This window comes from Xanthomonas fragariae (assembly GCF_900183975.1).
Lineage (GTDB): Bacteria > Pseudomonadota > Gammaproteobacteria > Xanthomonadales > Xanthomonadaceae > Xanthomonas > Xanthomonas fragariae.
Genome location: NZ_LT853882.1, coordinates 1,997,607 through 2,024,431, shown reverse-complemented (window position 1 = coordinate 2,024,431; position 26,825 = coordinate 1,997,607). Strand labels below are relative to the sequence as shown.

At 63.3% G+C, this 26,825-nt stretch carries 21 protein-coding genes and 8 pseudogenes; 20 read left to right on the top strand and 9 right to left on the bottom strand.

Going from position 1 to position 26,825, the window contains the following annotated elements; translation table 11 throughout:
- Nucleotides 1-31: 31 nt before the first annotated feature.
- The 3 genes and pseudogenes from PD885_RS09450 to PD885_RS09440 form a co-directional block, all read right to left on the bottom strand.
- Nucleotides 32-1,054 carry a LacI family DNA-binding transcriptional regulator gene (locus tag PD885_RS09450; protein WP_002808048.1) on the bottom strand — a complete coding sequence of 341 codons (1,023 nt, stop codon included), beginning with the start codon at nt 1,052-1,054 and terminating at the stop codon, nt 32-34.
- A 374-nt stretch (nt 1,055-1,428) separates the two neighbouring features.
- A pseudogene (locus PD885_RS09445) lies at nt 1,429-1,699 on the bottom strand (BolA family protein).
- Entirely contained in the window at nt 1,696-1,995 is a 300-nt protein-coding gene (locus PD885_RS09440) for a YciI family protein (RefSeq protein ID WP_088056824.1), read from the bottom strand. Before PD885_RS09440 ends, PD885_RS09445 begins: the two are co-directional and overlap by 4 nt.
- A 353-nt stretch (nt 1,996-2,348) precedes the next feature.
- Here PD885_RS09440 and PD885_RS09435 point away from each other — a divergent pair, with 353 nt between their 5' ends.
- Genes PD885_RS09435 through PD885_RS09425 form a run of 3 tightly spaced genes read left to right on the top strand, consistent with a single transcriptional unit; the run spans nt 2,349 to nt 6,079 of the window.
- Nucleotides 2,349-3,254: a segregation and condensation protein A gene (locus tag PD885_RS09435; RefSeq protein WP_002808051.1), complete on the top strand. Its 906-nt coding sequence runs from the start codon at nt 2,349-2,351 to the stop codon at nt 3,252-3,254.
- A complete protein-coding gene (scpB, locus tag PD885_RS09430) occupies nt 3,232-4,455 on the top strand; it encodes an SMC-Scp complex subunit ScpB (RefSeq protein ID WP_088056823.1) in 1,224 nt (407 codons plus the stop codon). Before PD885_RS09435 ends, scpB begins: the two co-directional genes overlap by 23 nt.
- Nucleotides 4,448-6,079 carry a pseudouridine synthase gene (locus tag PD885_RS09425; RefSeq protein ID WP_002808053.1) on the top strand — a complete coding sequence of 544 codons (1,632 nt, stop codon included), beginning with the start codon at nt 4,448-4,450 and terminating at the stop codon, nt 6,077-6,079. The genes scpB and PD885_RS09425 overlap by 8 nt, the downstream gene beginning before the upstream one ends.
- 202 nt (nt 6,080-6,281) lie before the next feature.
- Here PD885_RS09425 and PD885_RS09420 read toward each other — a convergent pair whose 3' ends face one another.
- The gene (locus tag PD885_RS09420; RefSeq protein ID WP_002808054.1) at nt 6,282-6,719 is read right to left on the bottom strand and encodes a hypothetical protein; all 438 of its coding nucleotides are present in this window, start codon (nt 6,717-6,719) and stop codon (nt 6,282-6,284) included.
- Between the two features lie 170 nt (nt 6,720-6,889).
- On the opposite strand from PD885_RS09420, the gene PD885_RS09415 reads away from it, so the two are divergent.
- Nucleotides 6,890-7,693, top strand: a complete 804-nt coding sequence (locus PD885_RS09415) for a glutaminyl-peptide cyclotransferase (RefSeq protein ID WP_002808056.1) — start codon at nt 6,890-6,892, stop codon at nt 7,691-7,693.
- Between the two features lie 83 nt (nt 7,694-7,776).
- Here the strand turns inward: PD885_RS09415 and PD885_RS09410 are convergent, their stop codons facing one another.
- Both PD885_RS09410 and PD885_RS09405 read right to left on the bottom strand, forming a co-directional pair.
- Nucleotides 7,777-8,577: an amidohydrolase gene (locus PD885_RS09410; protein ID WP_002808057.1), complete on the bottom strand. Its 801-nt coding sequence runs from the start codon at nt 8,575-8,577 to the stop codon at nt 7,777-7,779.
- A gap of 156 nt (nt 8,578-8,733) precedes the next feature.
- A complete protein-coding gene (locus tag PD885_RS09405) occupies nt 8,734-9,882 on the bottom strand; it encodes a pyridoxal phosphate-dependent aminotransferase (RefSeq protein ID WP_002808058.1) in 1,149 nt (382 codons plus the stop codon).
- A 219-nt stretch (nt 9,883-10,101) separates the two neighbouring features.
- On the opposite strand from PD885_RS09405, the gene ccmA reads away from it, so the two are divergent.
- The 9 genes from ccmA (at nt 10,102) to PD885_RS09360 (ending at nt 17,088) form a co-directional block, all read left to right on the top strand.
- Nucleotides 10,102-10,746, top strand: coding sequence for a heme ABC exporter ATP-binding protein CcmA (gene ccmA, locus PD885_RS09400; protein ID WP_002808059.1), 645 nt, complete (start codon nt 10,102-10,104; stop codon nt 10,744-10,746).
- Nucleotides 10,743-11,438: a heme exporter protein CcmB gene (gene ccmB / locus PD885_RS09395; RefSeq protein WP_002808060.1), complete on the top strand. Its 696-nt coding sequence runs from the start codon at nt 10,743-10,745 to the stop codon at nt 11,436-11,438. Before ccmA ends, ccmB begins: the two co-directional genes overlap by 4 nt.
- A 94-nt stretch (nt 11,439-11,532) precedes the next feature.
- Nucleotides 11,533-12,285, top strand: a complete 753-nt coding sequence (ccmC, locus tag PD885_RS09390; protein WP_002808061.1) for a heme ABC transporter permease CcmC — start codon at nt 11,533-11,535, stop codon at nt 12,283-12,285.
- Nucleotides 12,282-12,452 carry a heme exporter protein CcmD gene (ccmD, locus tag PD885_RS09385; RefSeq protein ID WP_002808062.1) on the top strand — a complete coding sequence of 57 codons (171 nt, stop codon included), beginning with the start codon at nt 12,282-12,284 and terminating at the stop codon, nt 12,450-12,452. The genes ccmC and ccmD overlap by 4 nt, the downstream gene beginning before the upstream one ends.
- Nucleotides 12,449-12,898: a cytochrome c maturation protein CcmE gene (ccmE, locus tag PD885_RS09380; RefSeq protein WP_002808063.1), complete on the top strand. Its 450-nt coding sequence runs from the start codon at nt 12,449-12,451 to the stop codon at nt 12,896-12,898. Before ccmD ends, ccmE begins: the two co-directional genes overlap by 4 nt.
- A 213-nt stretch (nt 12,899-13,111) precedes the next feature.
- Nucleotides 13,112-15,049, top strand: coding sequence for a heme lyase CcmF/NrfE family subunit (locus PD885_RS09375; RefSeq protein ID WP_002808064.1), 1,938 nt, complete (start codon nt 13,112-13,114; stop codon nt 15,047-15,049).
- Nucleotides 15,042-15,644 carry a DsbE family thiol:disulfide interchange protein gene (locus PD885_RS09370; protein WP_002808067.1) on the top strand — a complete coding sequence of 201 codons (603 nt, stop codon included), beginning with the start codon at nt 15,042-15,044 and terminating at the stop codon, nt 15,642-15,644. Before PD885_RS09375 ends, PD885_RS09370 begins: the two co-directional genes overlap by 8 nt.
- The gene (locus PD885_RS09365) at nt 15,641-16,075 is read left to right on the top strand and encodes a cytochrome c-type biogenesis protein (RefSeq protein ID WP_172402154.1); all 435 of its coding nucleotides are present in this window, start codon (nt 15,641-15,643) and stop codon (nt 16,073-16,075) included. Before PD885_RS09370 ends, PD885_RS09365 begins: the two co-directional genes overlap by 4 nt.
- Nucleotides 16,075-17,088 (top strand): tetratricopeptide repeat protein, encoded by a 1,014-nt coding sequence (locus PD885_RS09360; RefSeq protein ID WP_040762659.1) that lies wholly within the window; start codon nt 16,075-16,077, stop codon nt 17,086-17,088. Before PD885_RS09365 ends, PD885_RS09360 begins: the two co-directional genes overlap by 1 nt.
- Before the next feature lie 347 nt (nt 17,089-17,435).
- Here the strand turns inward: PD885_RS09360 and PD885_RS09355 are convergent.
- A pseudogene (locus PD885_RS09355) lies at nt 17,436-18,708 on the bottom strand (transposase).
- Nucleotides 18,709-18,997: 289 nt separating this feature from the next.
- Here PD885_RS09355 and metX point away from each other — a divergent pair.
- On the top strand, nt 18,998-20,200 hold the full coding sequence (metX, locus tag PD885_RS09350) for a homoserine O-acetyltransferase MetX (RefSeq protein ID WP_002809366.1): 1,203 nt from the start codon (nt 18,998-19,000) through the stop codon (nt 20,198-20,200).
- Nucleotides 20,201-20,289: 89 nt separating this feature from the next.
- Here metX and PD885_RS20650 read toward each other — a convergent pair.
- Nucleotides 20,290-20,403: pseudogene (locus tag PD885_RS20650) on the bottom strand (IS5/IS1182 family transposase); the annotation flags it as partial.
- 164 nt (nt 20,404-20,567) lie between these two features.
- Here PD885_RS20650 and PD885_RS09345 point away from each other — a divergent pair.
- From PD885_RS09345 to PD885_RS09335, 3 genes and pseudogenes are all read left to right on the top strand, one after another.
- Nucleotides 20,568-21,935, top strand: coding sequence for an IS5 family transposase (locus PD885_RS09345; protein ID WP_088056822.1), 1,368 nt, complete (start codon nt 20,568-20,570; stop codon nt 21,933-21,935).
- A gap of 58 nt (nt 21,936-21,993) precedes the next feature.
- The gene (locus PD885_RS09340; protein WP_231892737.1) at nt 21,994-22,224 is read left to right on the top strand and encodes a hypothetical protein; all 231 of its coding nucleotides are present in this window, start codon (nt 21,994-21,996) and stop codon (nt 22,222-22,224) included.
- A 145-nt stretch (nt 22,225-22,369) separates the two neighbouring features.
- Nucleotides 22,370-22,925, top strand: a pseudogene (locus tag PD885_RS09335) (IS5 family transposase); the annotation flags it as partial.
- Between the two features lie 23 nt (nt 22,926-22,948).
- Here the strand turns inward: PD885_RS09335 and PD885_RS09330 are convergent.
- Nucleotides 22,949-24,300, bottom strand: a pseudogene (locus PD885_RS09330) (IS5 family transposase).
- A gap of 256 nt (nt 24,301-24,556) precedes the next feature.
- On the opposite strand from PD885_RS09330, the pseudogene PD885_RS09325 reads away from it, so the two are divergent.
- From PD885_RS09325 to PD885_RS20645, 3 pseudogenes are all read left to right on the top strand, one after another.
- A pseudogene (locus PD885_RS09325) lies at nt 24,557-25,686 on the top strand (Cache 3/Cache 2 fusion domain-containing protein).
- 44 nt (nt 25,687-25,730) lie between these two features.
- Nucleotides 25,731-26,349 (top strand): annotated as a pseudogene (locus tag PD885_RS09320) (DUF8082 domain-containing protein).
- 150 nt (nt 26,350-26,499) lie between these two features.
- Nucleotides 26,500-26,779 (top strand): annotated as a pseudogene (locus PD885_RS20645) (transposase); the annotation flags it as partial.
- Nucleotides 26,780-26,825 lie beyond the last annotated feature (46 nt).

Below are 26,825 nucleotides of genomic sequence, written 5' to 3'. Positions count from 1 at the left end.
AGACCGCCCGCGAAAAGGATCAGGATCAGGGTCAGGGGCCTGGCTCGTCGGCACCGCAGGAGGCACGAATCACCAGCTCGGGTGCGAGCAGTTGGCGGATTCCGTCGTCGCAGCCAGGCTGGTCCACCAGCCGCATCAGCCGGGTCATCGCCTGCTCGCCCAGGCGCGCAATGCTGACCCGCATCGTGGTCAGTGCCGGATGGACGAAACGGGCCAATGGAATATCGTCGAAACCGGCCAGAGCCACGTCGCCGGGCACCGACACGTCGGCCTGAGCAAACGCGTACAGACAACCCAGCGCGGTCATGTCGTTGGCGGCGAACACCGCATCGGGCAGCGCGCCATCGGCTAGCATCGCCAGCCCGGCGCGGTAACCAGAGGCTTCATCAAAGTCGCCCGGATATTCGATGCCTTGCGCCTGGTCGCCATGCGCAGCGAGCGCATCGCGAAAACCGCGCAGGCGTTCGCGTGCATCGAAATTGAGCGCTGGGCCGCCGATGAAGGCGATACGCCGGTGGCCGGCACGCAGCAGGTGCTCGGTCATGGTCATTGCGCCGGTATGGTCGTCGATGCTCAATACCGGGTAATCCGCGCCTGGCAGATGCGCGTTGATCAGCACCGTCGGCAACGCCTGCGGCAGGTTGTCGGTGAGAAACCCCGGCTGCTCGGCATACGGCGACAACACCAGCAGTCCATCTACGCGTCCGCGCATCGCGCGTAGCGCCCTGCCCTGCGCTTCCGGGTCGCCGTGATAACTGGACACCAACAAATACTGACCGGCGGCACGCGCGGCGCCATCGATACCGCGGATCAATTCGGAAAAGAACTCGCCGTACAGGTCGGGCAGTACCACGCCCAGGGTCTGCGTGCGCCGGCTGCTTAAACTGCGTGCGGCCGCATGGGGGCTGTAACGCAGCCGCTGAGCCACTTCGAGCACCTGCTGGCGCACCGACACGGCAACGTTATGGTGACCATTGAGCGCACGCGACACGGTTGCAACAGAGACCTGTGCTTCCCGAGCAACATCTTTGATGGTCACCGCACCCTTGGCCATTCGTGTCACCCTCTGGGACCGAGTTCCCACAACTGGCGCGGACTGTAAGCGTTTTCACACAGGAGCGTAAACCCCTGTTGCGACCGCCATGGAAACGCTTACAGATCAAGCATCTGCAAGTGATGGATACGTGAATGAATGTGCTGCGTCGCAACAATCACTTGCCCACGTGTCCACGAGCGAAGCAGAACCGGCAATCACGGTCGCTGAGTTGGATTGCTCGCACGCTGACGGCTGGACAAGAATGGACAGCTTTTCTGGTAGTTTCGGGACTTTCTGATATTGGCTTGGCCGATGAGCTGCTAAAAGCGGGCGGCCGCACGCGTGTCTGCCCGTCCACCAGACCTGCCATTCTGGCCTTTCTGCCCTCCGGCCTATCCAGCCTCGCCCGGCGCGAGTGCTTTGATCGACAAGGCGTGGATATCGGTCTGCATCATCTCGCCGACCGCGGCATAGATCGCACGATGGCGCGCCAGCTTGCGGCTTATCGGCGAAGGCGGCGCTTACCATGCGCACATTGAAATGTCCGCGACCATCACGCGCACCGGCGTGGCCGGCATGCCGATGGCTATCGTCAACCACTTCCAGCTCGCTCGGCGCCAACGCGGTCTGCAATGCGATACGGATCCGCTCGACCCGGCTCATGGCAACACCCGGCAGAACGGGCGGATCTCGGTGCGCGCATATACGCCCGCATCCACATACGGGTCGGCATCGGCCCAGGCGCGCGCGTCTTCCAGCGCGTCGAACTCGGCAATTACCACGCTGCCGCTGAAACCGGCCGGGCCCGGATCTTCCGCATCAATAGCCGGACATGGCCCCGCCACCAGCAAACGGCCGGCCGCCGCAAGCGCCTGCAAACGCGCCAGATGCGCCGGTCGCGCATGCTGCCGCGCAGCCAACGCCTCGGCCAGGTCATACCCTTCGATTACGTACCACACACGCCACCTCGCCAAGACTTGAAGATCACCGCAGGGATTCTAGCCGCGCCAGCGCTGGACACTGCCCCCGCACACGCATTACCCTTAAGACCACTGAACGCGCAACCGGACGCAGCGGCACGTCGTCTCTGGTTCCACGCCTCACTCGACGACCGATTCGCTGTCTACCGCCGGCTCGCGTAGACGACCTCCTCGCTGTTCCGTCGCCGCATGCCACGCGGCGAACGTTTGGTATGTGGATTTATGGGATCGTGCCGGCACAGGCACGACATTGATCGCAATAACTCAAAGCAAAGCCCTGCAGGCGCGGCGTCAGACCGCTGCCAGCGACCGTAAGACCTGATGTCGACCTGATGAATTCCGAACTCGCGCACGACGCGAATCCGCCAGCCACGAGCGAGCCGCCACAGCAGCAGGAAATGCCGCTGGCGGTCGTGCATGGGCAACCGGTGCTGCAGATTCCGCAGGATCTGTACATTCCACCGGACGCGCTGGAAGTCATACTGGATGCCTTCGAAGGTCCACTGGATCTGCTGCTATATCTGATCCGCCGCCAGAATCTGGACATTCTGGACATCCCCGTCGCCGAGATCACCCGGCAGTACGTGGACTACATCAATGTGATGCAGGAACTGCGCTTTGAACTGGCAGCCGAATATCTGGTCATGGCCGCGATTCTGGCCGAGATTAAGTCGCGCATGCTGTTGCCGCGCCCACCCAGCCAGGAAGGCGAAGAGGACGACCCGCGCGCCGAGTTGGTGCGCCGCCTGCAGGAATACGAACGCTTCAAGCAAGCGGCCGAGGATCTGGACACCCTGCCCCGCATGGGCCGCGATAGCGCGCCGGTGCAGGTGCATCTGCCCGAGCGGGCCGCGGTCAAGCTGCCACCGCCGGTGGAATTGAAAGAAATGCTGATGGCGCTGTACGACGTGCTCAAGCGCGCCGAGCTTTTCACCGGCCATGCGATCAAGCGCGAGGCGCTGAGTGTGCGCCAGCGTATGGGCGATGTGCTGAGCCGTCTGGACGATGGCAAGTTTTATCGATTCGAATCGCTGTTCACTGCCGAAGAAGGCAAGCTCGGCGTGCTGGTCACTTTCCTGGCGCTGCTCGAATTAGCCAAGGAGCAGTTGCTGGACATCGTGCAGGAAGCGCCGCTGGCGCCGATCTACGTGAAGTCGCTTGCGTTGGGCAATACCAACGCGCCGTTGCAGTTCTCCAGCGAATTCGACGACAGCGATGCAGCCAACGAACCTATCTGAAGCCGATCACCGAATGGATCAAGCGCTGATCACCCGCATTCTCGAAGCCGCTCTGTTGGCGAGCAGCCAGCCGCTGACGCTGGCGCAGCTGCAGGGTTTGTTTCCCGATGAAGAGCCTGCACCGCCGGGCAGCGTCGAGCGTGCGCTGGAATTACTGCGCGATGGCTGCGCCGAGCGCGGCGTGGAACTGGTCGAGGTGGCGTCGGGCTTCCGCTTCCAGGTCAAGGCCGATGTGCACGGCTGGGTCGCACGCCTGTGGACCGAGCGCCGCACCAGGTACACCCGCGCCACGCTGGAAACCCTGGCGCTGATCGCCTACCGCCAGCCGATCACCCGCGGCGAAATCGAACAGGTGCGCGGCGTGGCGGTCAGCAGCAACATCATCCAGGCACTGGAAGAGCGCGAGTGGATCCGCGTGGTGGGCCACCGCGACGTACCCGGCAAGCCAGCCTTGTTCGGCACCACCAAGGGCTTTCTGGATTACTTCGGACTCAAGCGATTAGACGAGTTGCCGCCATTGTCTGAGCTGAAGGACATTGCCGAGCTGGAACCGCAATTGCCGCTGGACCGAGACGGCCAACTGGACGGCGCAGTGCCGGCGTCGGCGGCAATTGATGCAACGCAGGGTCAAGCCGATGCCGATGCGGCAAACGCTGACAGCGCCAGCGCCGATGCAGTTGCTGGCGACGCGAAGGATGCGGGCGCTGATGCAGCTGTCGGCACCAACGCTGACGAAAACGACAACGGTCCGGAAGACCGCGAGGCCGACACCTTGCCAGAGCCGAACAGCAGTGCCGACGCAGCGAACGACACCGACCATGAGGCGAACGTTGATCTTGATGCAGAGTCGGCGGTCGATGCCGAGGCTGAGCAGAGCGACCAGGCATCCAGCACCGATGCCGATGCCGATGCCGATGAAGACCACCACGACTCCGGCGATGCAGACAATGCCGCTGACGCCGAAGAGTTGATCGACGAAACACCGCAGCGCTCCGAGGATGTCTCGGCGCAAGACCCCAACACGCAGGACCCAGATGACGCCTGTGAGGGCAAGCCCGACACCGCGCCGGGAACGTGCGCGGATGCAGTGAACGAAGACGAAGACAACGCAGTCGCGACGACGACCTTGGCTGTTGACGAAGCCGATTCCGACCCAAAGGCCGACGCAGAACGCGCCGGCCGGAGCCAGACACATGAGTGACACCCCCCGCAAGCTGTCGTTGAACAAGCTTTCCCTCAAGCGCGACAGCGCGCCCGAAGTACCGAAGCTGGAAGAGCGCCTGCACAAGGTGCTGGCCCAGGCCGGCCTGGGTTCGCGTCGCGCGCTGGAACAGCGCATTGCCGATGGCCTGATCAAGGTCAATGGCGCCGTTGCGCAGACCGGCATGTCGGTGCGCAGCGGCGACAAGATCGAGCTGGACGGCCGCAGTTTCGTAGCCAGCGCGCTGACCGAACCTTCGCGCGTGCTGATCTACAACAAGCCCGAAGGCGAAGTGACCACGCGCGAAGACCCCGAAGGCCGCCCAACCGTGTTCGAGTCGCTGCCGGCACTGAAAGGCTCGCGCTGGATCGCGATCGGTCGCCTGGACATCAACACCACCGGCCTGTTGCTGCTGACCACCGACGGCGAGTTGGCCAACGCAATGATGCATCCCTCCTACGAGGTCGAGCGCGAATACGTGGTACGCGTGCGCGCCCCGGAAAACGAAGAAAAAGTCTCCGACGCCATCATCGAGCGCCTGTCGCGCGGCGTACTGCTGGAAGACGGCGGCGCCAAGTTCGACCAGATCGAACGCATCGGCGGCACCGACTCGCACGACTGGTTCCGGGTGGTGGTCAAGGAAGGCCGCAACCGCGAAGTGCGCCGCTTGTGGGAGTCACAAGGCTGCCAGGTCAGTCGCCTCAAGCGCAGCCGCTACGGCAAGATCTCGCTGCCGCGCGAACTGCTGCGTGGCAAATCGGTCGAAGTGCCGCAGGAAAAGGTCGACGCGCTACGCGCCGAACTCAAGCTGGAAGAAGGCGCGCCGTCGGCACTGACGCTACAGCCGGTGATCGGCCAGCGTCGCGCGGCCAAGTCCACCGTGCATGTCTCACGCGAGGGCCGCAGTAACGCTTATGTCAACGGCCAGACCTCCGGCGCCGATGAAGGCCGCGAGCTGCGCCGTTTCGACAACCCGCGCGAAGAGCGCGGCGGCCGTGGTCGCGGTAAGCCCGGCGGTTACAACGGTGGCCTCACCGTCAGCGGCGAAGCCGCCGCCCGACAGTCGCAGCAGCGGCCGTTCAAGCAGCGCGCGCCCGGCAAGGGCGACCGCGCGCTGCCAGATGGCAACCCGGCCGCGTTCCGTAGCTGGTATGTGCCTGATGGCGTGAGTACCGGCCCAAGTGGCCACCGCAATGCCGGCCCCAGCGGCCCGGGCACTGGCCAGGCACGCCCGTATGCGAAGAAGGGTCCAGGCGCCAGCGGTCAGGGCAACCCACGTCCCGGTGCGGGCGGCCCAGGTCGTGGCGGCGCCGGTGGCGGCCAGGGTCAGTCGCAGGGTCAAGGCCAGGGTCAGCGCAAGCACCCCTATGGTCACCCGGGCAATGCACCGAGCTTCCCGTCCGATCATGCCAATCCGGGATTCAGCCCGTACGGTACGGCACGCCCGGCGGACGGTCGTCCGACCGGTGCGCGTCCTGGCGGCCCTGGTGGCAACCGTGGCCCTGGCGATAATCGCTGTCCCGGCGGTCCGGGTGGTGCACCCCGCGGTCCAGGTGGCCCGGGTAGCCGTCCGCCAGGCGGAAACCGTCGACCGCCCGGTGGCGGTGGCAATCGCGGGCGCTAAGCTGCGACACGCGCACTAAAAACGGCCCTGCATGGGGCCGTTTTTAGTGGTGCTGAGGTCGTGTTGCGAAGCGCATATAGCAAGCGCATCGACAGCTACCCGGACCGAGTAGACCAGGGTGCGATGAGGCTGTATCGCAAGCGTCTCGCACCCAGGCTGCAACCTCTACGACATGCGGCGAGGACATGCGGCAAGCCGTGCCTTACTTGCGACGCTCGATCACGAAGTTGCCGACGTTGATGCCCAGATCGACGCCCTCACCCGTACCGGCCAGGGCCAGCGAGATATCGCCCTTGGTGACCACCTGCGCGGTACTGGACTTCATGATACCGGCATGCGCTTCGGCAGCTGCATAGGTGCCGAACAGATCATTGAGACTATAGGCGCCGGAGAAGGTGCCGCGGCCGCCGACGATCGTCGACTTACCGACGGTCAGACCACCGCCCTTGCTGGAGATCTTGATCGGGATCACCGCGCCGTTGTCGCACGTGATGGTGCCGGTGCCCTTGGCAGTCTTGTAGAACACCGACCAGCTCGACAGGTCGAATGACAGCTTGCAGTCGATATTGCCTGCGGCCTGCGCCTGCGGTGCAAGCATGGCGGCGCCAAGCAGCGCGAGAAGACAGAGCGACTTGATCATGTGAGTATTCCCATAGCGGATGTGGCGCCGAGCCTAGCAGCGCCCATGGGGCAGCCGCGACAACGTGACGGCGTGGCGCATGCGACTGTTCAGCGAATCACTACTTCGCAAGCTACAGGTCTGCAACGCTGCGACCCACTGCCTAAGCATAGGCATGGGATGATCACGGCATGTCACGCACCGCCTACAGCTTACTCTTCGTCGCCCTGCTGCTTCCGTCTCTCGCCCATTGCAGCGAGGCGATTCCGACTCAGGGCTATACCGTCGTCAGGATCTATCCGCACGACACTGCTGCCTTTACCGAAGGCCTGTTTTATCTCGACGGACATCTGTACGAGGGTACCGGCGAACTTGGCCAGTCCAGCGTGCGCAAGGTCGATCTGGAGACCGGTCGAGTCCTGCAGCAGGTCACTACGCCACCGCCTTATTACGGCGAAGGCATCGTGGCCTGGCACGACCGGCTGATCCAGCTGACCTGGCGCAATCAGCGTGGCTTTCTCTACGACCTGGCCACGCTAAAGCCGCGATCGCAGTTCGCCTATTCCGGTGAAGGCTGGGCACTGACCCGCGACGCCACCAGCCTGTACATGAGCGATGGCACCGCCAGCATCCGCCGGCTGGATCCGCAGACGTTGCAGCAGGTCGGCCGCATCAAGGTCACAGAGCGCGGCAAACCGCTGGATAATCTCAACGAGTTGGAATGGGTCAAAGGCGAGTTATTGGCAAACGTTTGGCTGACCACGCGCATCGCACGCATCGATCCGGCCAGCGGCAAAGTGGTTGCATGGATCGATCTGAAGGCGCTGGTACCGGATGCCGACACGCTGACGAACCCCACTAACGATGTGCTCAACGGCATCGCCTACGACACCGAGCACGATCGACTATTCGTGACCGGCAAGCGCTGGCCGAAGGTTTACCAAATCCAGCTGGAGCCTTTGTTGCCGGCTGCGGTCAACTCGGGCTCTGAGTAGCCGGGATCGGGGATTAGTGCAAGCGTTATTGACACAGGCGATAGTGTGCTCGCTGTTGCGAATCCTCAATCCCGACTCCCGACTTATTCCGTCAGCGCAAAGGCATCGGCATCCAGCATCGCCGGGAAACGCGCGCGATGTTCTACCAATGCCGCTGCACTGATGGTGGTGGTAACCACTTGCGGCTGCTGGCGGATCTCCACCTGCGTCTGGCCGAGGAAATCGATCACCGCACTATCTCCGGCGTAGTGCAGCTGGTTGCCATCAACGCCGACGCGATTGACCGCCGCGACAAAGCACAGGTTTTCGATCGCCCGTGCGCGTAGCAGCGTCTTCCAAGCATACGCACGGGCAGACGGCCAGTTGGCCACGAACAACTGCAGATCGAAATCCAGCTGACCCGGTCGCTCGACATCGAAGCGGTTGCGGCAGAACACTGGAAAACGCAGGTCGTAACAGACCTGCGGATTGATCCGCCAGCCCTTCCATTGCACCGTCAGACGCTCCCGCCCGGCCGCATAGCGCAGGTGCTCGTTGCCGAAGCGGAACAGATGGCGCTTGTCGTAATACTGTAGCGCGCCATCGGGTGTGGCCCACAGCAGCCGATTGAATACGCCCTGTTCGGTGCTCAGCTGCACGCTGCCGGTCACCGCCGCGCCCAGACGGGCGGCTTGGGCACTCACCCAGGCTACGGTCGGCCCGTCCATCCCCTCGGCTTTGTCAATGAGATCGTTGGAGAACCCGGTGGTAAAGGTCTCCGGCAGGATCACCAGATCGGTCTGCCCCGCCAATGGCTCCAGCAGTGCGCCGTAGTAGTCGCGATTGCCAGCGGGGTCGTGCCAGCGGGTGTCGCCTTGGATGAGCGAGATGCGGAGCTCGTGCATGGGAAGCTCAAGAATGGAGAACGGAGAATGGAAAATCGGGATTCGGACAGCGGGTTTTGGTGCGGCTTCAAGTCATCGTGCTTTCTGCGGATTCACATCAAAAAATGACCAACCGCCGTTGCAAATTCCATATCCTGACTCACTGATCCCAGCTCGTCAGAGCTTCTGCAAGCGCGCGATTGCCGCATCCAATGTCGCCTCGTTTTTGGCGAAGCACAGCCTGGCCAAACGCTGGCTGGCGGGGGCGGTCTTGTAGAACGGCGACAACGGAATCGCAGCCACGCCCTTCTCCACCGTCAGCCACTTCACGAACTCGGTATCGGGCAGATCGCTGATCGCCGAATAGTCGACCAACTGAAAATAACCGCCGGGTACTGGCAATGGCGTCAAGCGCGTGGTCAGCAACTGCTCGCGGAAACGGTCGCGCTTGGCTTGATAAAAAGCGCCGAGGTGTTGGTCGTGTTCGGGTTCGTCGCGGATCATCGCGGCAAAGGCGTGCTGGGCCGGGCCGAAGCTGGTGAAGGTGTTGTACTGATGCACCTTGCGGAATTCAGCGCTCAGTGCCGGCGGTGCGATGGCGTAGCCGATCTTCCAGCCGGTGCAGTGATAGGTCTTGCCGAAGCTGGAAATTACGAATGCGCGTTCGCGCAGTTCCGGCCAATACAGGACCGACTCGTGACGGCGTCCGTCGAACACGATGTGTTCGTAAACTTCGTCCGACAATAGGAAGATATCAGTGCCATGCAGCAACTCGGTCAGCGTCTGCATGTCGCTGGCAGAGAGCATCGCGCCGGACGGGTTATGCGGCGAATTGATCATCAACAAGCGCGTGTTCGGTGTGATTGCTGCGCGCAATGCATCCCAGTCGACAGCGAAGGTCTGCGGCTCTAGCGCCACGTGCACTGCGCGCGCACCGGCCAGATCGATCGCCGGCTCGTAGCAGTCGTAGGCCGGGTCCAGCACGATGACCTCTTCGCCCGCCCGCACCACCGCGTGGATGGCGTTGAAGATCGCCTCGGTGGCGCCGCTGGTGACGGTGATCTCGGCATCGGCATCGACCTGCGCGCCATAGCAACGCTGCGCCTTGCCGGCGATGGCTTGACGCAACGCCGCCACCCCGGTCATGGGCGGGTACTGATTGTGGCCGGCGCGCATGGCGCGTTCGAGCTCTTCGACCAGCCGCAACGGCACCTCGAAATCGGGAAAGCCCTGGCCAAGGTTGACCGCGCCGTGCTCGGCCGCCAGCTGCGACATGACGGTGAAGATGGTGGTGCCCACCTTGGGCAACTTGGTCGTGAGGAGCATCGTGCCTGTCCGGACAAGAAACGGAGGACCGCGAGTGTACGCAAAGCCGCCATGCCGATGCGCCCGGCCGGTGTAAAACGGCGTGCCCGGACACATCACCCCGCGCGACGCGCTCCCGGCACGCGGCCATCGTCGCTACAATGCGCGTCCTGTGTGGAGCGCGTCATGCGCCAGCCTTTTCCCCTTACTACCGTCCGGCGACGGGAGCCCGCTGCACCGATGATCGAACCGCTGCTCACTGCGCCACCGCTGCTGGCGGCGCGCGCCCTGGCTTTCAGCCGCAACGAGGAGCCGGTGTTCGGCCCGCTGGATTTCCACGTCGATGCGGGCGAGGCGTTGCTGGTGCAAGGCGACAACGGCGCCGGCAAGACCACGCTATTGCGCGTGCTGGCCGGCTTGCTGCATGTGGAGCGTGGCGAGATCCAGATCGACGGCAAGACCGTGCGGCGCGGCGACCGCAGCCGCTTCATTGTCTATCTAGGTCACCTACCCGGTCTGAAGGCCGACCTCAGCACGCTGGAGAACCTGCATTTCCTGTGTGGCCTGCATGGCCGCCGGGCCAAGCAGATGCCTGGAAGCGCGCTGGCGATCGTCGGTCTGGCCGGTTACGAAGATGCACTGGTGCGGCAGTTGTCGGCCGGCCAACGCAAGCGCCTGGCGCTTGCCCGGATCTGGCTGTCGCCGGCGCCGCTGTGGCTGCTGGACGAGCCCTACGCCAACCTGGATCTGGACGGCATCACCCTGGTCAACCGGATGATCTGCGCGCATCTGCGCGGTGGCGGTGCGGCGCTGGTGACCACTCACGGCGCCTACGCAGCGCCGCCGGTGCGCACCCGCATGCTCACGTTGGAGGCTGCGGCGTGAGCACCCATTCGCCACAGCCCTCGCTCTGGCAGGCGGCGCGCGCATTACTGAGTCGCGACCTGCAACTGCTGTGGCGCCGTCGCAGCGATGCCTTGCAGCCTGCCCTGTTCGCGCTGCTGATCGTGGTCTTGTTCGCGCTGGGCCTGGGCGGGCGCCCGGACCTGCTCGCGCAGGCTGCGCCGGCGGTGCTGTGGTTGTCGGTGCTGCTGGCCGGTTTGCTGTCGCTGGATGCGCTGTTCCGTAGCGATGTGGAAGACGGCTCGATGGAGCAATGGCTGCTGGCACCGGTGCCGCTGGCGTGGCTGATCGCGGTGCGCGTACTGCTGCATTGGGCGACCAGTGCGTTGCCGTTGATCGCGGTGACGCCGCTGCTGGGCGAATTGCTGCACCTGCCACATGACCAACTCCCGGTATTGCTGGCATCGTTGGCGCTGGGAACACCGCTTCTAAGCCTGCTCGGCGCGGTGGTTGCAGCGCTGACGGTGACAATGAAACGCTCTGGTATTCTTGTGGCGTTGCTAGCGTTGCCGCTGTATGTGCCGGTGTTGGTGTTCGGTGCCGGTAGCGTGGCGGCAAGCGGACAAGGCCAGGATGCGGTGGGTGCGTTGTTGTTGTTGAGCGCCGGATTGGTAATCGGGGTGGTCCTGGCACCGCTGGCGGCAGCTGCCGCGATCCGCATTTCGTTGAGTTGAGCCGTGCAGTCGATGCGCTGTCGATAGGACGCTCCGCTCAGCGCGTTGTTGCTGTTTCGAGAGCCAACGCCATTCCAAAGGCTACTGCCATCGCATGAACGTTGTCGTCCGCTGGTTCCACCAACTCGCCTCCCCCCCGATCTTCGACCGTTTCACTGCGCGCTGGGCGCCGTGGTGCTACGCGCTGGCTGCGCTGTTGCTGGGAGTCGGCATTTGGCAGGCCTTGTTTGCAGTGCCGGCCGACTACAAGCAAGGTGATAGTTTCCGCATTCTCTATATCCATGTGCCGAGCGCGTGGATGAGCCTGTTCGTGTTCGGGCTGATGGCGTTGTATGCGGCGATCGCGCTGATCTGGCGCATTAAAATCTGCGAGATCCTGGCGATGGCCTGCGCGCCAATCGGTGCCGCGTTTACCGTCATCACCCTGCTGACCGGCAGCATCTGGGGCAAGCCGATGTGGGGCGCCTGGTGGGATTGGGATCCGCGCCTGACCGCCGAGTTGATCCTGCTGTTTCTCTATCTGGGCGTGATCGGTCTGTACTACGCCATCGATGACCGCCGTCAGGCTGCGCGCGCGGCCGCGCTGCTGGCGATCGTCGGGGTGGCGCTGCTGCCGGTGATCCGCTATTCGGTGGTTTGGTGGAACTCGCTGCATCAAGGCCAGAGCATTCGCTTGCTCGGCCCCTCGACCATCGACGCCAGCATGCTGCTGCCGCTGTGGTTGATGGTGATCGGCACCAAGTTCTGGTTCGCCGGTTCGCTGTTGACGCGCGCGCGTGCCGACAATCTGCAACGCGAGGCCGGCAAGGCATGGATCGTGCGCGACGCGCAGGAGGGCGCGGCATGAATTACCTGCCCTATGTCATAGCTGCCTATGCGGTGTTCGTGCTGGTGCTGCTTTGGGATCTGATCGCCGGTCGTTGGCAGGTGCGTCGGGCATTAAAGATGGCGCAGGCGCACCGTTTGCGTGAGCGCAAGCCCGCGGTACCCACGGATGCGGAGTTGATTCGGTGAACCCGCAACGTCGCCGCCGGATGTGGCTGGTGATTGCATTGGTACTGGCGGGCGGGTTGGCGACCACGCTGGTGGCAATGGCGTTGCAGCGCAACGTGGCCTATCTGTACACGCCATCGGAAGTGCTGCGCGGCGATGCCGGCGAGCATGCGCGGTTCCGGCTTGGCGGCATGGTGGAAAAAGGCTCGTTCAAACGTGCGTCCGGCTCGCTAGAAGCGCAGTTCCGCGTCACCGATGGCGACGCACAGCTGCCGGTGCACTACAACCGCATCCTGCCGGATCTGTTCCGCGAGGGGCAGGCCGTGGTCGCAACCGGTCGCATGCAGCAAGGCGTGTTCATGGCCGAAGATGTACTGGCCAAACATGACGAAACCTATATGCCGAAAGAAGTCGCCGACAAGATGGGCAGCGCGCATCGCAAGTATCGGGTGGAGGAGACACAATGAAGATCGGGACCGGGGACCACCGACCGGGAACCCAGGCAAAGCCGAGTGCTGGGTCTTTTGCCAGGGCCGGGAAGCGGGACGTAGCCGCCAGGAAGCGTACGACCGGGACGCACCGGACAATGTGTTTTGGGACCCGATCTTTTGCTTTTCCAGGGTTCCGGCCTTTCACTTTTCCAGGGTCCCAAATCCCGGATCCCCGCTCCCGGCTCGCCAATGCTGCCTGAACTGGGCACCTTTCTACTGGTCCTGTCCTTGCTGGTGGCGCTGGTGCAGGCCGCGTTGCCGCTGGCCGGCGCACAGCGCGGGCGCAGCAGCTGGATGGCGGTCGCACGGCCGGCGGCATTGGTGCAATTGGCCCTGATCGCGGCGGCATTCGCGCTGTTGGCGCATGCATTTTTAGTGCAGGACTTTTCGGTGCGCTACGTCGCCGAGAATTCCAACAGCCTGCTGCCGGTGATGTATCGCTACTCGGCGGTATGGGGAGCCCACGAAGGCTCGTTACTGCTGTGGACCTTGATACTCGCGTTGTGGACAGGCGCAGTGGCGACCTGGTCGCGGCAGTTGCCTGCGCAAATCATTGCGCGCGTGCTCGGGGTGATGGCGCTGGTGAGCATCGGCTTTGTGGCCTTCTTATTGTTCACCTCCAATCCGTTTGCGCGCCTGTTTCCGGTGCCGCTGGAAGGCGCCGATCTCAATCCGCTGCTGCAGGACCCCGGCCTGATCATCCATCCCCCGATGTTGTATTGCGGCTATGTCGGCTTTGCGGTGCCATTTGCGTTCGCCATCGCCGCATTGCTGGAAGGGCGGATGGATGCACGCTGGCTGCGTTGGACGCGGCCGTGGACCAACATCGCCTGGTCGATGCTCACCGTCGGCATCGCGCTCGGCAGTTGGTGGGCGTATTACGAACTGGGCTGGGGCGGTTGGTGGTTCTGGGATCCGGTGGAAAATGCCAGCTTCATGCCATGGCTGGTAGGCACCGCGTTGCTGCATTCGCAGGCGGTTACCGAAAAGCGCGGCAGCTTCGCGAGCTGGACCTTGTTGCTGGCGATTGCCGCGTTTGCGTTGTCGCTGCTCGGTACATTCCTGGTGCGCTCGGGCGTGCTGACCAGCGTGCATTCGTTTGCTGCCGAGCCATCGCGCGGCATGTTCATTCTGGTATTCCTGCTGACGGTCGTCGGCGGTTCGCTGCTGCTATACGCAATCCGTGCACCGCGCCTGTCGCTGGTCGACGACCCGCGCCGCGCGTTTGCCGGCAGCTCGCGCGAGACGCTGTTGCTGTTGAACAATCTGCTGCTCACCTGCGCCTGCGCGATGGTGTTGCTGGGCACACTGTATCCGCTGCTGGCCGACGCGTTGGGCCTGGGCAAGTTGTCGGTCGGCCCGCCCTACTTCGGCACGCTGTTCGTGGTGTTGATGGTGCCGCTGGTGGCGCTGCTGCCGTTCGGTCCGCTCACCCGCTGGCAACGCGAGCAGGCATCGCGTCCGCTGGCGATGCTGGCGCCCTGGGTTGGCTTGGCGATTGCAGCAGGTTTGCTGGCATGGTTCGCTGCACCGCAAGGGCAGTTGAAAGCGGCCATTGGGGTGGCGGGCGCGGCCTGGGTGCTGTTCGGCACGTTGCGCTTCCTATGGACACGGCGCGCGGCCAAGGGACGGCGCCTCACTGCCGAAATGCTGGGCATGGTGCTCGCGCATCTTGGCGTGGCCGTGTTCCTGGCCGGTGCATTGTTGGTGGAATCGCTGAGCCTGCAACGCGAGGTCGCGCTGGCGCCCGGTGAGCAGGTGCAGATCGGCCGTTATGCGCTGCATTTCGAGAATGTCGAAGAACTGCACGGGCCCAATTACGTCTCCGATCGTGCCAACCTACAGGTATTCAAGGACGATGCGCCGGTCGGTATGTTGCACGCAGAAAAACGCCGCTACGCCAGCGGCGGGCAGACCTTGACCGAGGCGGCGATCCGTCCCGGTCCGTTCGGCGATCTGTATGTCGCTTTTGGCGAACCGCTGGGTAATCAGGCCTGGGCGGTGCGCGTTCACCTCAAACCGTTTGTCCGCTGGATCTGGCTCGGAGCGCTGCTGATGGCGCTTGGTGGTCTGGTCACTGCGGCCGACCGGCGTTTTCGTCGTTCTACGGAGATCCAAGATGTCTGAGTCACGTTCACCCCGCCTGCCCACTGCGGTACTCGTGGGCGCCATCGCGCTTCTGCTCGCACTTGCAGCGCTGTTGGTCTATGCGGTGTTGCGCTCCGGTCAGGACAATCGCGACGCCCTGCCCTCCGCACTGATCGGCAAACCTGCGCCGGAATTCGCGCTACCACTGCTGCACGATCCCAGCATCGTGGTGCATGCACGCGAGCTGCGTGGCGCGCCGTACATCATCAATGTGTGGGGCAGCTGGTGCCCGGCCTGCCGCGAAGAACACCCGGTTCTGAGCCGCTTTGCGCTGACCAAGCGGGTGCGCGTGATCGGCTACAACTGGAAGGACGAGCGCGCCGATGCACTACGCTGGCTCGAACAACTCGGCAACCCGTATCTGCTGGTGGTCGCCGATAAAGATGGCCGCACCGCGATCGACTTCGGTATCGCCGCGGCGCCGGAGACTTTTCTGATCGACGGGCGCGGCGTGGTGCGCTGGAAATACAGCGGCATGCTCACTCAATCCATCATCGACGCGCAGCTGATTCCAGCACTGACAAAGATCGAACGCTCGCCTACCGCCGCACCGGAACTGCACGCCAAAAAATAATGCGCGCCTGGCTGCTGACGCTGCTGTTGTTGCCCTGGATGGCATTGGCCCAGCCGGTCGGCGACCCGGCGCCGCCGCGCTACGCGTCAGCCGAAGAAGAAGCACGCTTCCATGCGTTGACCGCTGAACTGCGTTGCGTGCAGTGCCAGAACCAGTCGTTGGCCGATTCCAATGCGCAGATCGCGCAGGATCTGCGTCGCGAAGTGCTGGCGCTGATGCACGAAGGCCGCAGCGATGCGCAGATCCGCCAGTTCCTGGTCGCGCGCTATGGCGAGTTCGTGCTGTATCGCCCACGCGTCGAATCACGCACCTGGTTGTTGTGGTTCGGGCCGCTACTGGTGCTGCTGCTAGGTGGTGCTGCCGTAGTCTTCGTGGTGCGCCGACGCAGTGCTGCCGCGCCCGCCTTGCCCGCCGATGAGCAGGAGTGGTGATGGTCGGCTTCGTCATTGCGGTGGTCGTGGTCGCGTTGCTCGCCTTCGGCCTCGCACTGCGGCCGTTATGGCGCGGCACGCGCAGCCTTGCCGCCAGCGTCGCGGTGTTGCTGCTGGCCGCGAGTGCGGCGCTGTATGGGTTGGTCGGCACGCCGAGTGCGATTCAACAGCCGGCCAATCGCTCAACCACGCCACGCTCGTTGGACGAGGCCATCGTGCAATTACGCGCTGCGCTGGCAAGCAATCCCGATCAGCCCGAAGGTTGGGTGCTGCTGGGACGTTCGCTGTCCAGCCAGCAGAAATTCGCCGAAGCGCGCGACGCGTTTGCGCGCGCGGTCGCCTTACGGCCAGACGAGCCGGATGTGCTGGTGGCTGCCGCGCAGTCGCGCATGCTCGCCGACAACAGCGGGCGCCCGGACCCGGAGGCCATGCGGTTGCTCGAACATGCGCTGGCGGTGCAACCGGAACATCAGCGCGCACGTTGGTTTCTCGGTGTGGTGCAACGTCAGGCCGGCCAGCCGGCCAAGGCCAGCGACACCTGGACGCCCTTGCTCAGCGTGGTCGACTCCAACACCCGCCCCGGCCTGCTCGAACAGATCAATGCCGCACGGCATGAAGCCAATCTGTCGCCAATTCACGCATCGTCTGCGCCTGCTGCCGATGCCGCCAGCGACAGACGCATCCGAGTGCACCTGCGACTTGATACCGAGTTCGCCAAACGCGCCGAATTCCCCGCCGATACCAGTGTGTTCGTCATCGCACGCGCCGCAGACACGCCGATGCCAGTGGCGGTGGAAAAACACGCGCTCAGCAAACTCCCCTTGACCATCACGCTAGACGATGGCGACAGCCCGATGCCGACCCGCACGCTGTCGTCGCTGGATAAGGTGCAGGTCGTTGCGCGCCTGTCGCGCAGCGGCAACGCGATACGCCAGACCGACGATGTGGAAAGCGTACCGGTGATGCTGGAACTGCCAGTAAACGCGCCGGTGGAGCTGGTTCTTGGGCGTTGACCGCCCGCCGTGTTGCATGGCTGCAACTGCGTGCACTGGGCTAAATGTCAACAACAAAGCTGCTACGCCAAGCGAGCTCTAACGGTGCCGTGGATCCTTAAATACCACTCGCACACTCCGGTTCGAAGCGCGCGGTCCATCGTGTCCAGCGATCACGCTCCACGCTTCATTCGCCGTCCTGGGGAAATTGTGAATAACTCGCGACATTGCGAGTGAACGTAGAATTTTGCTCAAACGCGACGAGCGTCCATGCTGAAAATCAAGCACTTACATATAAAGGCAACTGCTTCAGTTGTTGGATGGAAGAGTTGTTCAGACCTTCTCTAGTCGTCCCTGAAAAATCCCCTTCAAGCGCCAAGTGCCGTCGGTGACAGCGGCACGGTACTCAAGGATGACCATCCCATCGCCCGCATCCAGGCACGCAAAAATGCGATCCAGCGCAGCAGCCAGCGCAGGTTGTAGCCGGCGGCGCAGCCGAGCACGTGCAGCGCATCGCCTTGGGCACCTTTCAGCCTGCAGCGACGCAACCGGCAGTCGTCTTTCAGATGTCCGATCACCGGCTCCACCGCCTGCCGTCGCTTGATCCAGCGCCATTGCCGTCGCGTCAGCGTCTTGGCCTTGCCGCGATGCAGGACCTGCACGCCACATCGACCTCGCGCCCGCGATCGCCCAGGTCCACGATCGCCACCGTCGGTTCTACGCTCACATCCTGCAGCAACCCGCGTGTCTGCTCCAGCTGCTCGGCCAAGGTATCGCCGTCGTACGGGTTGCCCGGGAAGCTGCGCGCACCCACGACCAATCCCTTGCAGGCGGTGACTGCAATGCCGACCTTGACGCCGAATTCGTACGCTTGACGCGCCTTGCCCTTGCCGATGCATTCCACTTCCGGGGCATGCAATGCGTACAGTTTTTGTTTGTCCTTCGGACGCTGCGTGTACAGCCGTTGCGCACGTTCCAGCCAGACAGCGATGCGCTCGCGCACGCCGGTGTTTACCTGATCGAGTTTGCGTTGGATGTCGCGCATGAGCCGTCCCAGCACTGTGCGTTGACGTCGCAGGACGCGCCGCATCTTGGCCAGTAACACCAGCTTCTTGCGTGCCACCTCCAGCAAACGGCTGTCGGTCGGATAGGCGATCGCCTTTTCCTGCACCGTGGTGTCCACGATCACCCGCGACAACTCGCGTGCGTCTACCGCCTGCATCGCATGCGCGGCGTTGATGGTGTGCGCCAGCAGCTCTTCCATCCCGGCCTCACCCAGGCGCTGCCGCCAGCGCGTCAGCGAGCTGGCATCGCACGGCAAACGCGTCTGGAACACGACCTCGCCAGTGAAGAACTGCCAGTACGGATTCTCCAGCCAACGCTCGCACACCGCTTCATCGGACAGGTCGTAGGCGTGTTTGAGGTAGAGCAAACCGGCAATCAGCCGCACCGGCAATGCCGGCCGACCGCCACCGGCCTGGGTGGCCGGCAAGCGCGATGAAAGTGCTTGCTCCAACGCCGCCCACGGCATCTGTTGGCTCAGCCGCGCCAGCGGATGACGCAGATCGATCTGGTTCTCCAGCCGCGAACGAAACAACTCATCGGCGGGTCTGTCTCGGCAGCAGGACGGCGTGTACGCATGGGCGGAAATTGCAAGAAACCAGCCTTCAGCGTAGCGAACACTGGTAGTTCTGGCACGCCGGTGCAGACATCAAGGCCTTGCGGTCGTTGGGTGGTTGGGGTTTTTCAGGGGCGACTCTCTAAAGCCGGCACGCGCTCGAAGAACACAGCGAGCACAAATGCGCCGGCCTACACAGGTCGTCGGCAACGCGTCGCCGGCAACGCAAAGCCCCAATGCGTGAGAGCACGGGGCTCAAGCCGATTCCCGATTCCCCACGCTGGCTCGCGCGATGGCGGCTAAAATTGGCCCATGACTGAATTCATCCCCACCGGCACGCTGTTCCATGCCCTGCGCTCGCCGTTCCCGATGAAACGTGGCGGCGTGCTGCACCAAGCGCACGTCGCCTATGAAACCTGGGGCAGGCTAGCCGCCGATCGCAACAATGCGGTGCTGATCGTCACCGGCTTGTCGCCCGATGCGCATGCCGCTGCGAATCAGGCCAATCCCGAGCCAGGTTGGTGGGAGGGGATGGTCGGGCCGGGCAAGCCGATCGATACGAGCCGCTGGTTCGTGCTCTGCGTCAACTCGCTGGGCAGTTGCAAAGGCTCGACCGGGCCGGCCTCGGTGGATCCGTCCACCGGCAAGCTGTATCGCCTGACATTCCCGGAGCTGTCGATCGAAGATATCGCCGATGCCGCGGCCGATGTCGTGCGCGCCTCGGGTATTGAACAACTAGCCTGCCTGATCGGCAACTCAATGGGCGGCATGACCGCGTTGGCGCTGTTGCTGCGTCATCCCGGCATTGCGCGTAGCCACATCAACATTTCCGGCAGCGCACAGGCGTTGCCGTTTTCGATCGCGATCCGCTCGCTGCAGCGCGAAGCGATCCGGCTGGATCCGCATTGGGACGGTGGCCATTACGACGATTCCCGTTACCCGGAATCGGGCATGCGCATGGCCCGCAAACTCGGCGTGATCACCTATCGCTCGGCACTGGAATGGGATGGCCGCTTCGGCCGCGTGCGCCTGGATTCCGAACAGGCCGCCGATGATCCGTTCGGCCTGGAATTTCAGGTCGAAAGCTATCTGGAGGGGCATGCGCGCCGCTTCGTGCGCTTCTTCGATCCCAATTGCTATTTGTATCTGAGTCGCTCGATGGACTGGTTCGATGTGGCCGAGCATGTCGATCAGGCGCCGGCCACTGATGCGAGTGTCGATGACAAGCAGGCCGACGGCTCGTGTGTCGCCGTCCGGCAAGACACCGGCGTTTCGACCGAAGCCGCCGTACTGGCTGGCCTGGCGCAGATCCGCATCGCGCGTGCGCTGGCAATCGGCGCCAACACCGACATCCTGTTTCCGGTGCAGCAGCAGGGACAGATCGCCGAAGGCCTGCGCGCTGGCGGTGCCGACGCGCGCTTCCTCGGACTGGATTCGCCCCAAGGCCACGACGCCTTCTTGGTCGATTTCGCTCGTTTCGGGCCGGCATTGCGGACCTTCCTCGACGCACTGTGACCGATGCTGCGCTGAGTCCGTGCGGGCGAGCGATGCTTCAGATACGCGGCAGCCATTCTGGCGCATGCTGCACTACGCGACTAACGTGTATCGATCATATCCACTCGGCGTGGCTTGGTGCGCTTGCGCGCTTGTTCTAGGATCGGGAGGATGTGTTCGAAACGCTCCCGGCTCATGTCGCTCGGATAGGTTTTTTGGCGCATCCGCAGAGTCTGCACCAATCAGGAAAGATCGTGAACAAGTTCTTAGGAGTCGCCCCTGAAAAACCCCAACCACCCAACGACCGCAAGGCCTTGATGTCTGCACCGGCGTGCCAAAACTACCAGTGTTCGCTACGCTGAAGGCTGGTTTCTTGCAATTTCCGCCCATGCGTACACGCCGTCCTGCTGCCGAAGACAGACCCGCCGACGAGTTGTTTCGTTCGCGGCTGGAGAACCAGATCGATCTGCGTCATCCGCTGGCGCGGCTGAGCCAACAGATGCCGTGGACGGCGTTGGAGCAAGCACTTTCATCGCGCTTGCCGGCCACCCAGGCCGGTGGCGGTCGGCCGGCATTGCCGGTGCGGCTGATTGCCGGTTTGCTCTACCTCAAACACGCCTACGACCTGTCCGATGAAGCGGTGTGCGAGCGCTGGCTGGAGAATCCGTACTGGCAGTTCTTCACCGGTGAGGTCGTGTTCCAGACGCGCTTGCCGAGCGATGCCAGCTCGCTGACGCGCTGGCGGCAGCGCCTGGGTGAGGCCGGGATGGAAGAGCTGCTGGCGCACACCATCAACGCCGCGCATGCGATGCAGGCGGTGGACGCACGCGAGTTGTCGCGGGTGATCGTGGACACCACGGTGCAGGAAAAGGCGATCGCCTATCCGACCGACAGCCGTTTGCTGGAGGTGGCACGCAAGAAGCTGGTGTTACTGGCCAAGCGGCACGGCATCGGATTGCGGCAGAGCTACGCGCGGCAAGGCCCGGCCCTGAGCCGCAAGGCAGGTCGGTATGCGCATGCGCGCCAGTTCAAGCGGATGCGGCGCATCTTGCGACGTCAACGCACAGTGCTGGAACGGCTCGTGCGCGACATCCAACGCAAACTCGATCAGGTAAACACCGGCGTGCGCGAGCGCATCGCTGTCTGGCTGGAACGTGCGCAACGGCTGTACACGCAGCGTCCGAAGGACAAACAAAAACTGTACGCATTGCATGCCCCGGAAGTGGAATGCATCGGCAAGGGCAAGGCGCGTCAAGCGTACGAATTCGGCGTCAAGGTCGGCATTGCGGTCACCGCCTGCAAGGGATTGGTCGTGGGTGCGCGCAGCTTCCCGCGCAACCCGTACGACGGCGATACCTTGGCCGAGCAGCTGGAGCAGACACGCGGGTTGCTGCAGGATGTGAGCGTAGAACCGACGGTGGCGATCGTGGACCTGGGCGATCGCGGGCGCGAGGTCGATGGCGTGCAGGTCCTGCATCGCGGCAAGGCCAAGACGCTGACGCGACGGCAATGGCGCTGGATCAAGCGACGGCAGGCGGTGGAGCCGGTGATCGGACATCTGAAAGACGACTGCCGGTTGCGTCGCTGCAGGCTGAAAGGTGCCCAAGGCGATGCGCTGCACGTGCTCGGCTGCGCGGCCGGCTACAACCTGCGCTGGCTGCTGCGCTGGATCGCGTTTTTGCGTGCCTGGATGCGGGCGATGGGATGGTCATCCTTGAGTGCCGTGCCGCTGTCACCGACGGCACTTGGCGCTTGACGGGGATTTTTCAGGGACGACTCAATGCCACGTCGTTCGCTTCATTGAGGATGAGGTCGTGCCACCCGACGCTGCCGTCGTGGGGCAGACATGGGCAAAGGTGAATAAGAACGGCTCGCGCGACATGCGCTTCCGGGACAACAACCAAATCCCGATCGTCCAGTATGGACGCTTGCTGTTCACCAGCCCGGGAGGCGTTCAAGAGGAGCATCAGTTTTCTGACGCTATCGCGGCAGGCGAGTTTGCCCGAGCATTCAATGCTTACAAGGTGGCGCTGAGCGCGCAGTGATCAGCCCCACGGGATACTGATCAACCGTTGCTACCTCCGATCGTCACGAACGCACCGTCAGATAGCGTGGATATCGCAACGGTTCATCGTTCGAAATGTCTTAGAACCTGTTCACGATCTTTCCTGATTGGTGCAGACTCTGCGGATGCGCCAAAAAACCTATCCGAGCGACATGAGCCGGGAGCGTTTCGAACACATCCTCCCGATCCTGGAACAAGCGCGCAAGCGCACCAAGCCACGCCGAGTGGATATGTATGAGGTGTGGTGCGCAGTGTTGTACGTGCTGCGAACCGGTTGCCAATGGCGAGCGCTACCCAGCGACTTTCCGAAGTGGCGGACCGTGCACGCGTACTTTGCCAAGTGGAGCGAGTGCGACGATGAAGGAGTGAGCCTGCTGGAGCGGGCGCTCAAAAAATCAGGTTGGCGTGGCCCGCCAGAAACAGGAGCGCAACATCTTCAGCAGGTTCTTGATCGTGGACGCGCAGAGCGTCAAGAACACGGACACAGCCGGGCAAAAGGGATATGACGCGGGCAAAAAGGTGTCGGGCATCAAGCGGCATATCGCTGTTGATACCCAGGGGTTGCCCCATGCCATCGCGGTGACGACGGCGGAGGTGACCGACCGCAAAGGTGCGCTGCAGGCGCTGGAGCGCTGTCAGTCAAACTTGACGCATGTACAAAGCCTGCTGTGCGACAGTGGTTAGTCGTCCCTGAAAAATCCCCTTCAAGCGCCAGGTGCCGTCGGTGACAGCGGCACGGTACTCAAGGATGACCATCCCATCGCCCGCATCCAGGCACGCAAAAACGCGATCCAGCGCAGCAGCCAGCGCAGGTTGTAGCCGGCCGCGCAGCCGAGCACGTGCAGCGCATCGCCTTGGGCACCTTTCAGCCTGCAGCGACGCAACCGGCAGTCGTCTTTCAGATGTCCGATCACCGGCTCCACCGCCTGCCGTCGCTTGATCCAGCGCCATTGCCGTCGCGTCAGCGTCTTGGCCTTGCCGCGATGCAGGACCTGCACGCCATCGACTTCGCGCCCGCGATCGCCACCGTCGGTTCTACGCTCACATCCTGCAGCAACCCGCGTGTCTGCTCCAGCTGCTCGGCCAAGGTATCGCCGTCGTACGGGTTGCCCGGGAAGCTGCGCGCACCCACGACCAATCCCTTGCAGGCGGTGACCGCAATGCCGACCTTGACGCCGAATTCGTACGCTTGACGCGCCTTGCCCTTGCCGATGCATTCCACTTCCGGGGCATGCAATGCGTACAGTTTTTGTTTGTCCTTCGGACGCTGCGTGTACAGCCGTTGCGCACGTTCCAGCCAGACAGCGATGCGCTCGCGCACGCCGGTGTTTACCTGATCGAGTTTGCGTTGGATGTCGCGCACGAGCCGTTCCAGCACTGTGCGTTGACGTCGCAAGATGCGCCGCATCCGCTTGAACTGGCGCGCATGCGCATACCGACCTGCCTTGCGGCTCAGGGCCGGGCCTTGCCGCGCGTAGCTCTGCCGCAATCCGATGCCGTGCCGCTTGGCCAGTAACACCAGCTTCTTGCGTGCCACCTCCAGCAAACGGCTGTCGGTCGGATAGGCGATCGCCTTTTCCTGCACCGTGGTGTCCACGATCACCCGCGACAACTCGCGTGCGTCCACCGCCTGCATCGCATGCGCGGCGTTGATGGTGTGCGCCAGCAGCTCTTCCATCCCGGCCTCACCCAGGCGCTGCCGCCAGCGCGTCAGCGAGCTGGCATCGCTCGGCAAGCGCGTCTGGAACACGACCTCACCGGTGAAGAACTGCCAGTACGGATTCTCCAGCCAGCGCTCGCACACCGCTTCATCGGACAGGTCGTAGGCGTGTTTGAGGTAGAGCAAACCGGCAATCAGCCGCACCGGCAATGCCGGCCGACCGCCACCGGCCTGGGTGGCCGGCAAGCGCGATGAAAGTGCTTGCTCCAACGCCGTCCACGGCATCTGTTGGCTCAGCCGCGCCAGCGGATGACGCAGATCGATCTGGTTCTCCAGCCGCGAACGAAACAACTCGTCGGCGGGTCTGTCTTCGGCAGCAGGACGGCGTGTACGCATGGGCGCAAATTGCAAGAAACCAGCCTTCAGCGTAGCGAACACTGGTAGTTCTGGCACGCCGGTGCAGACATCAAGGCCTTGCGGTCGTTGGGTGGTTGGGGTTTTTCAGGGGCGACTTGTTATCGTCTGCACCGCCAAGCGGCACAGGGGCCGCTTCAGTATCTTGTGTGAACGCCGATAAATGCTGTGTCCAATGGAAGCATTGCGCTGCGGCGGCACTCGACTCAATCATTTAAACGCTTCCGGGGGAATTGCGATGCTTCGTCACTCTGTGCGGATGCGCCTGCTGCTGCCGGTGATGGCCTTGGTGCTGGCCGTGGCGATGGCACTGACGGCCATTCTGGCGATTACCGAAGCGTACCGGGTCAAGTTCGAGGCCAGCGGCCTCATTGAGCGCCAGTCGGCGTCCTTGCAGACCTTGTTTGCGGTCACCCGCTCGATGATGCTCGACCGCGTCAATTCATCCATGCGCCAGCTGCGCAAAAGGAAGCCAGTGCACAGGGCGTGGCAAGCGTCGGCAGCCAGGTGCGCGTCGCCGACCGCTACGCCAACGACCTGCTGCTGGGCCAGAAAGCACAGGCCAACGTGTTCGGCATGCTTGACGACATCACTGCCATCCATGAAGGCACCGCCACGCTGTTCTCGCTCACCGGCGACGATTTCGTGGGCATCTCCACCAACGTCAAGAAGGATGACGGCAGCCGCGCCATCGGCATCGTGCTTGATCCGAACGGCCAAGCCGCCGCCAAGCTGCGCAACGGCGAAAGCTTCTACGGCGTGGTGGACATCCTCGGCAACACGTACGTTACCGGCTACGAGCCTATCTTCGCCGGCAACGACAAGCGCGTCATCGGTGCTTGGTACGTCAGCTACAAGGCCGACACGCAGCCGCTGGCGAACGTGGTCAGCAGCCGTCGCGTGCTCGACTCCGGCTTCATCGCCGTGTTCGACAGCAAGAACAAGCTGCGTTTCCAGTCGACCACCGGCGCCACCACCGACGCCGCCACCATCGAGCGCATCGTCAAGAAAAGCCCCGACGACTGGGTCGTGATCAAGCAGGAAGTGCCCGATTGGGGCTTCACCCTGGTCTCGGCGTATCCCAAGAGCGATGTCAATGGCGTGATCGTGCGCCAGTCGCTGTGGATCGCCGGCATCGGCTTGCTGGTCTGCGCCTTGCTGTTCGGCATGCAGTGGGCGTTGATCTGGAACCGCGTGTTGCGCCCGATCCAGCACTTGACCACCGTGGCCGAAGAACTAAGCCTGGGCAAATGGAACCACACCATCGCCGAGGTCGATTTCAAAGATGAAATTGGTACTTTGGCACGCGCCATCTCTCGCCTGTCCAACAGCGTCCGGTTAGCCATGGAGCGCCTCAGCAAACGCTGAGCCGCTGTCACCCATTGCGCACCAGATGGTTCAAGAAAGATGCTATGTCCGCTGAATTCCGTGCGCTGATCGACATCCTGCGCGAGCTCAACGCGCTGGCATTGAAGAAGGCGTCCGGCCTTCTGTTCATCGTCACCGAGGAGAACCATTCCTGCATCGTCCGCATAACGCCGGGCAGATCGACGAAGTGGTGTTGCGCATGCTGCGCAATGATGAGGCGGTGCAACGCCTCACTATGGTCAATGCCGCAAAGGCCCGTTTCCAGTTCGATCCCGGCGCCGGCATGGGCAAGCCTTCGCTGCTGAGCGATGACTCGCGTCAGTGGCTGATGGGCAGTTCCGAACAGGATCTGGGCGGTGCTTCGGCCGCGCCGCGTGCACCGGTCGCGCCAGTATTGGCAGCAGCAGTGCCTGTCACGGCACCGAGCGCAGCGCTTGCCTCCGCTGGTGGTGGATCTGCACCCGACGAACGCGTGCGCGAGGGCTTGGAAAAGGTCGCCTAAACTATCTCGGCCCGATCGCCGGCATGCTCTGCGACAAAGCGTGGGAAGCATCGAGCGATATCGAACAGGTGCTCAATCAGCTTGGCGCCAACCTCTCCACCCCGCAAGAAACCCAGCGCTTCACGGCCGATGCCCGTGTGGCGCTGGGCAAGGTGCGTTGAGGCGCGTCTTCAACGCAGGCGTATCCCATAGCCGCGCATTTTGCGACTTTTTTTGTGCCGGGCAGGCTGGGCCAGATCAACTTAGAATGTATCCGCAAATACGCAAACTATCGATTCGAGCCGCATGGTAAGCAGCGCTGGATCGAGATCATGGCCAAACGTGTAGCGTCCTGGGTGGTAACCGATGAGTTGGCAGCGGGTAGAACCGCTTATTCCTGACGCGTGCAGTGGCTGACAGGGTCTACGTACGCAAGCCCGGTGCGGGCCGACCCGCGAAGCCGGCTCGACTCGACTGGTGTTGGAGGCCATCGTCTACGGACTGCGCACCGGCTGCCAGTGGAAGGCGCTGCCCAAGGATCGCTTCGGCAGTGCTAGCGCCATCCATAAGCGCTTCCTGGAATGGGAAGCTGCGGGCTTGTTTGAGGCGCTGTCTTTGAGGCTCTGTGGAAGGCTGGCCTGACCGATTCACAGCCGAC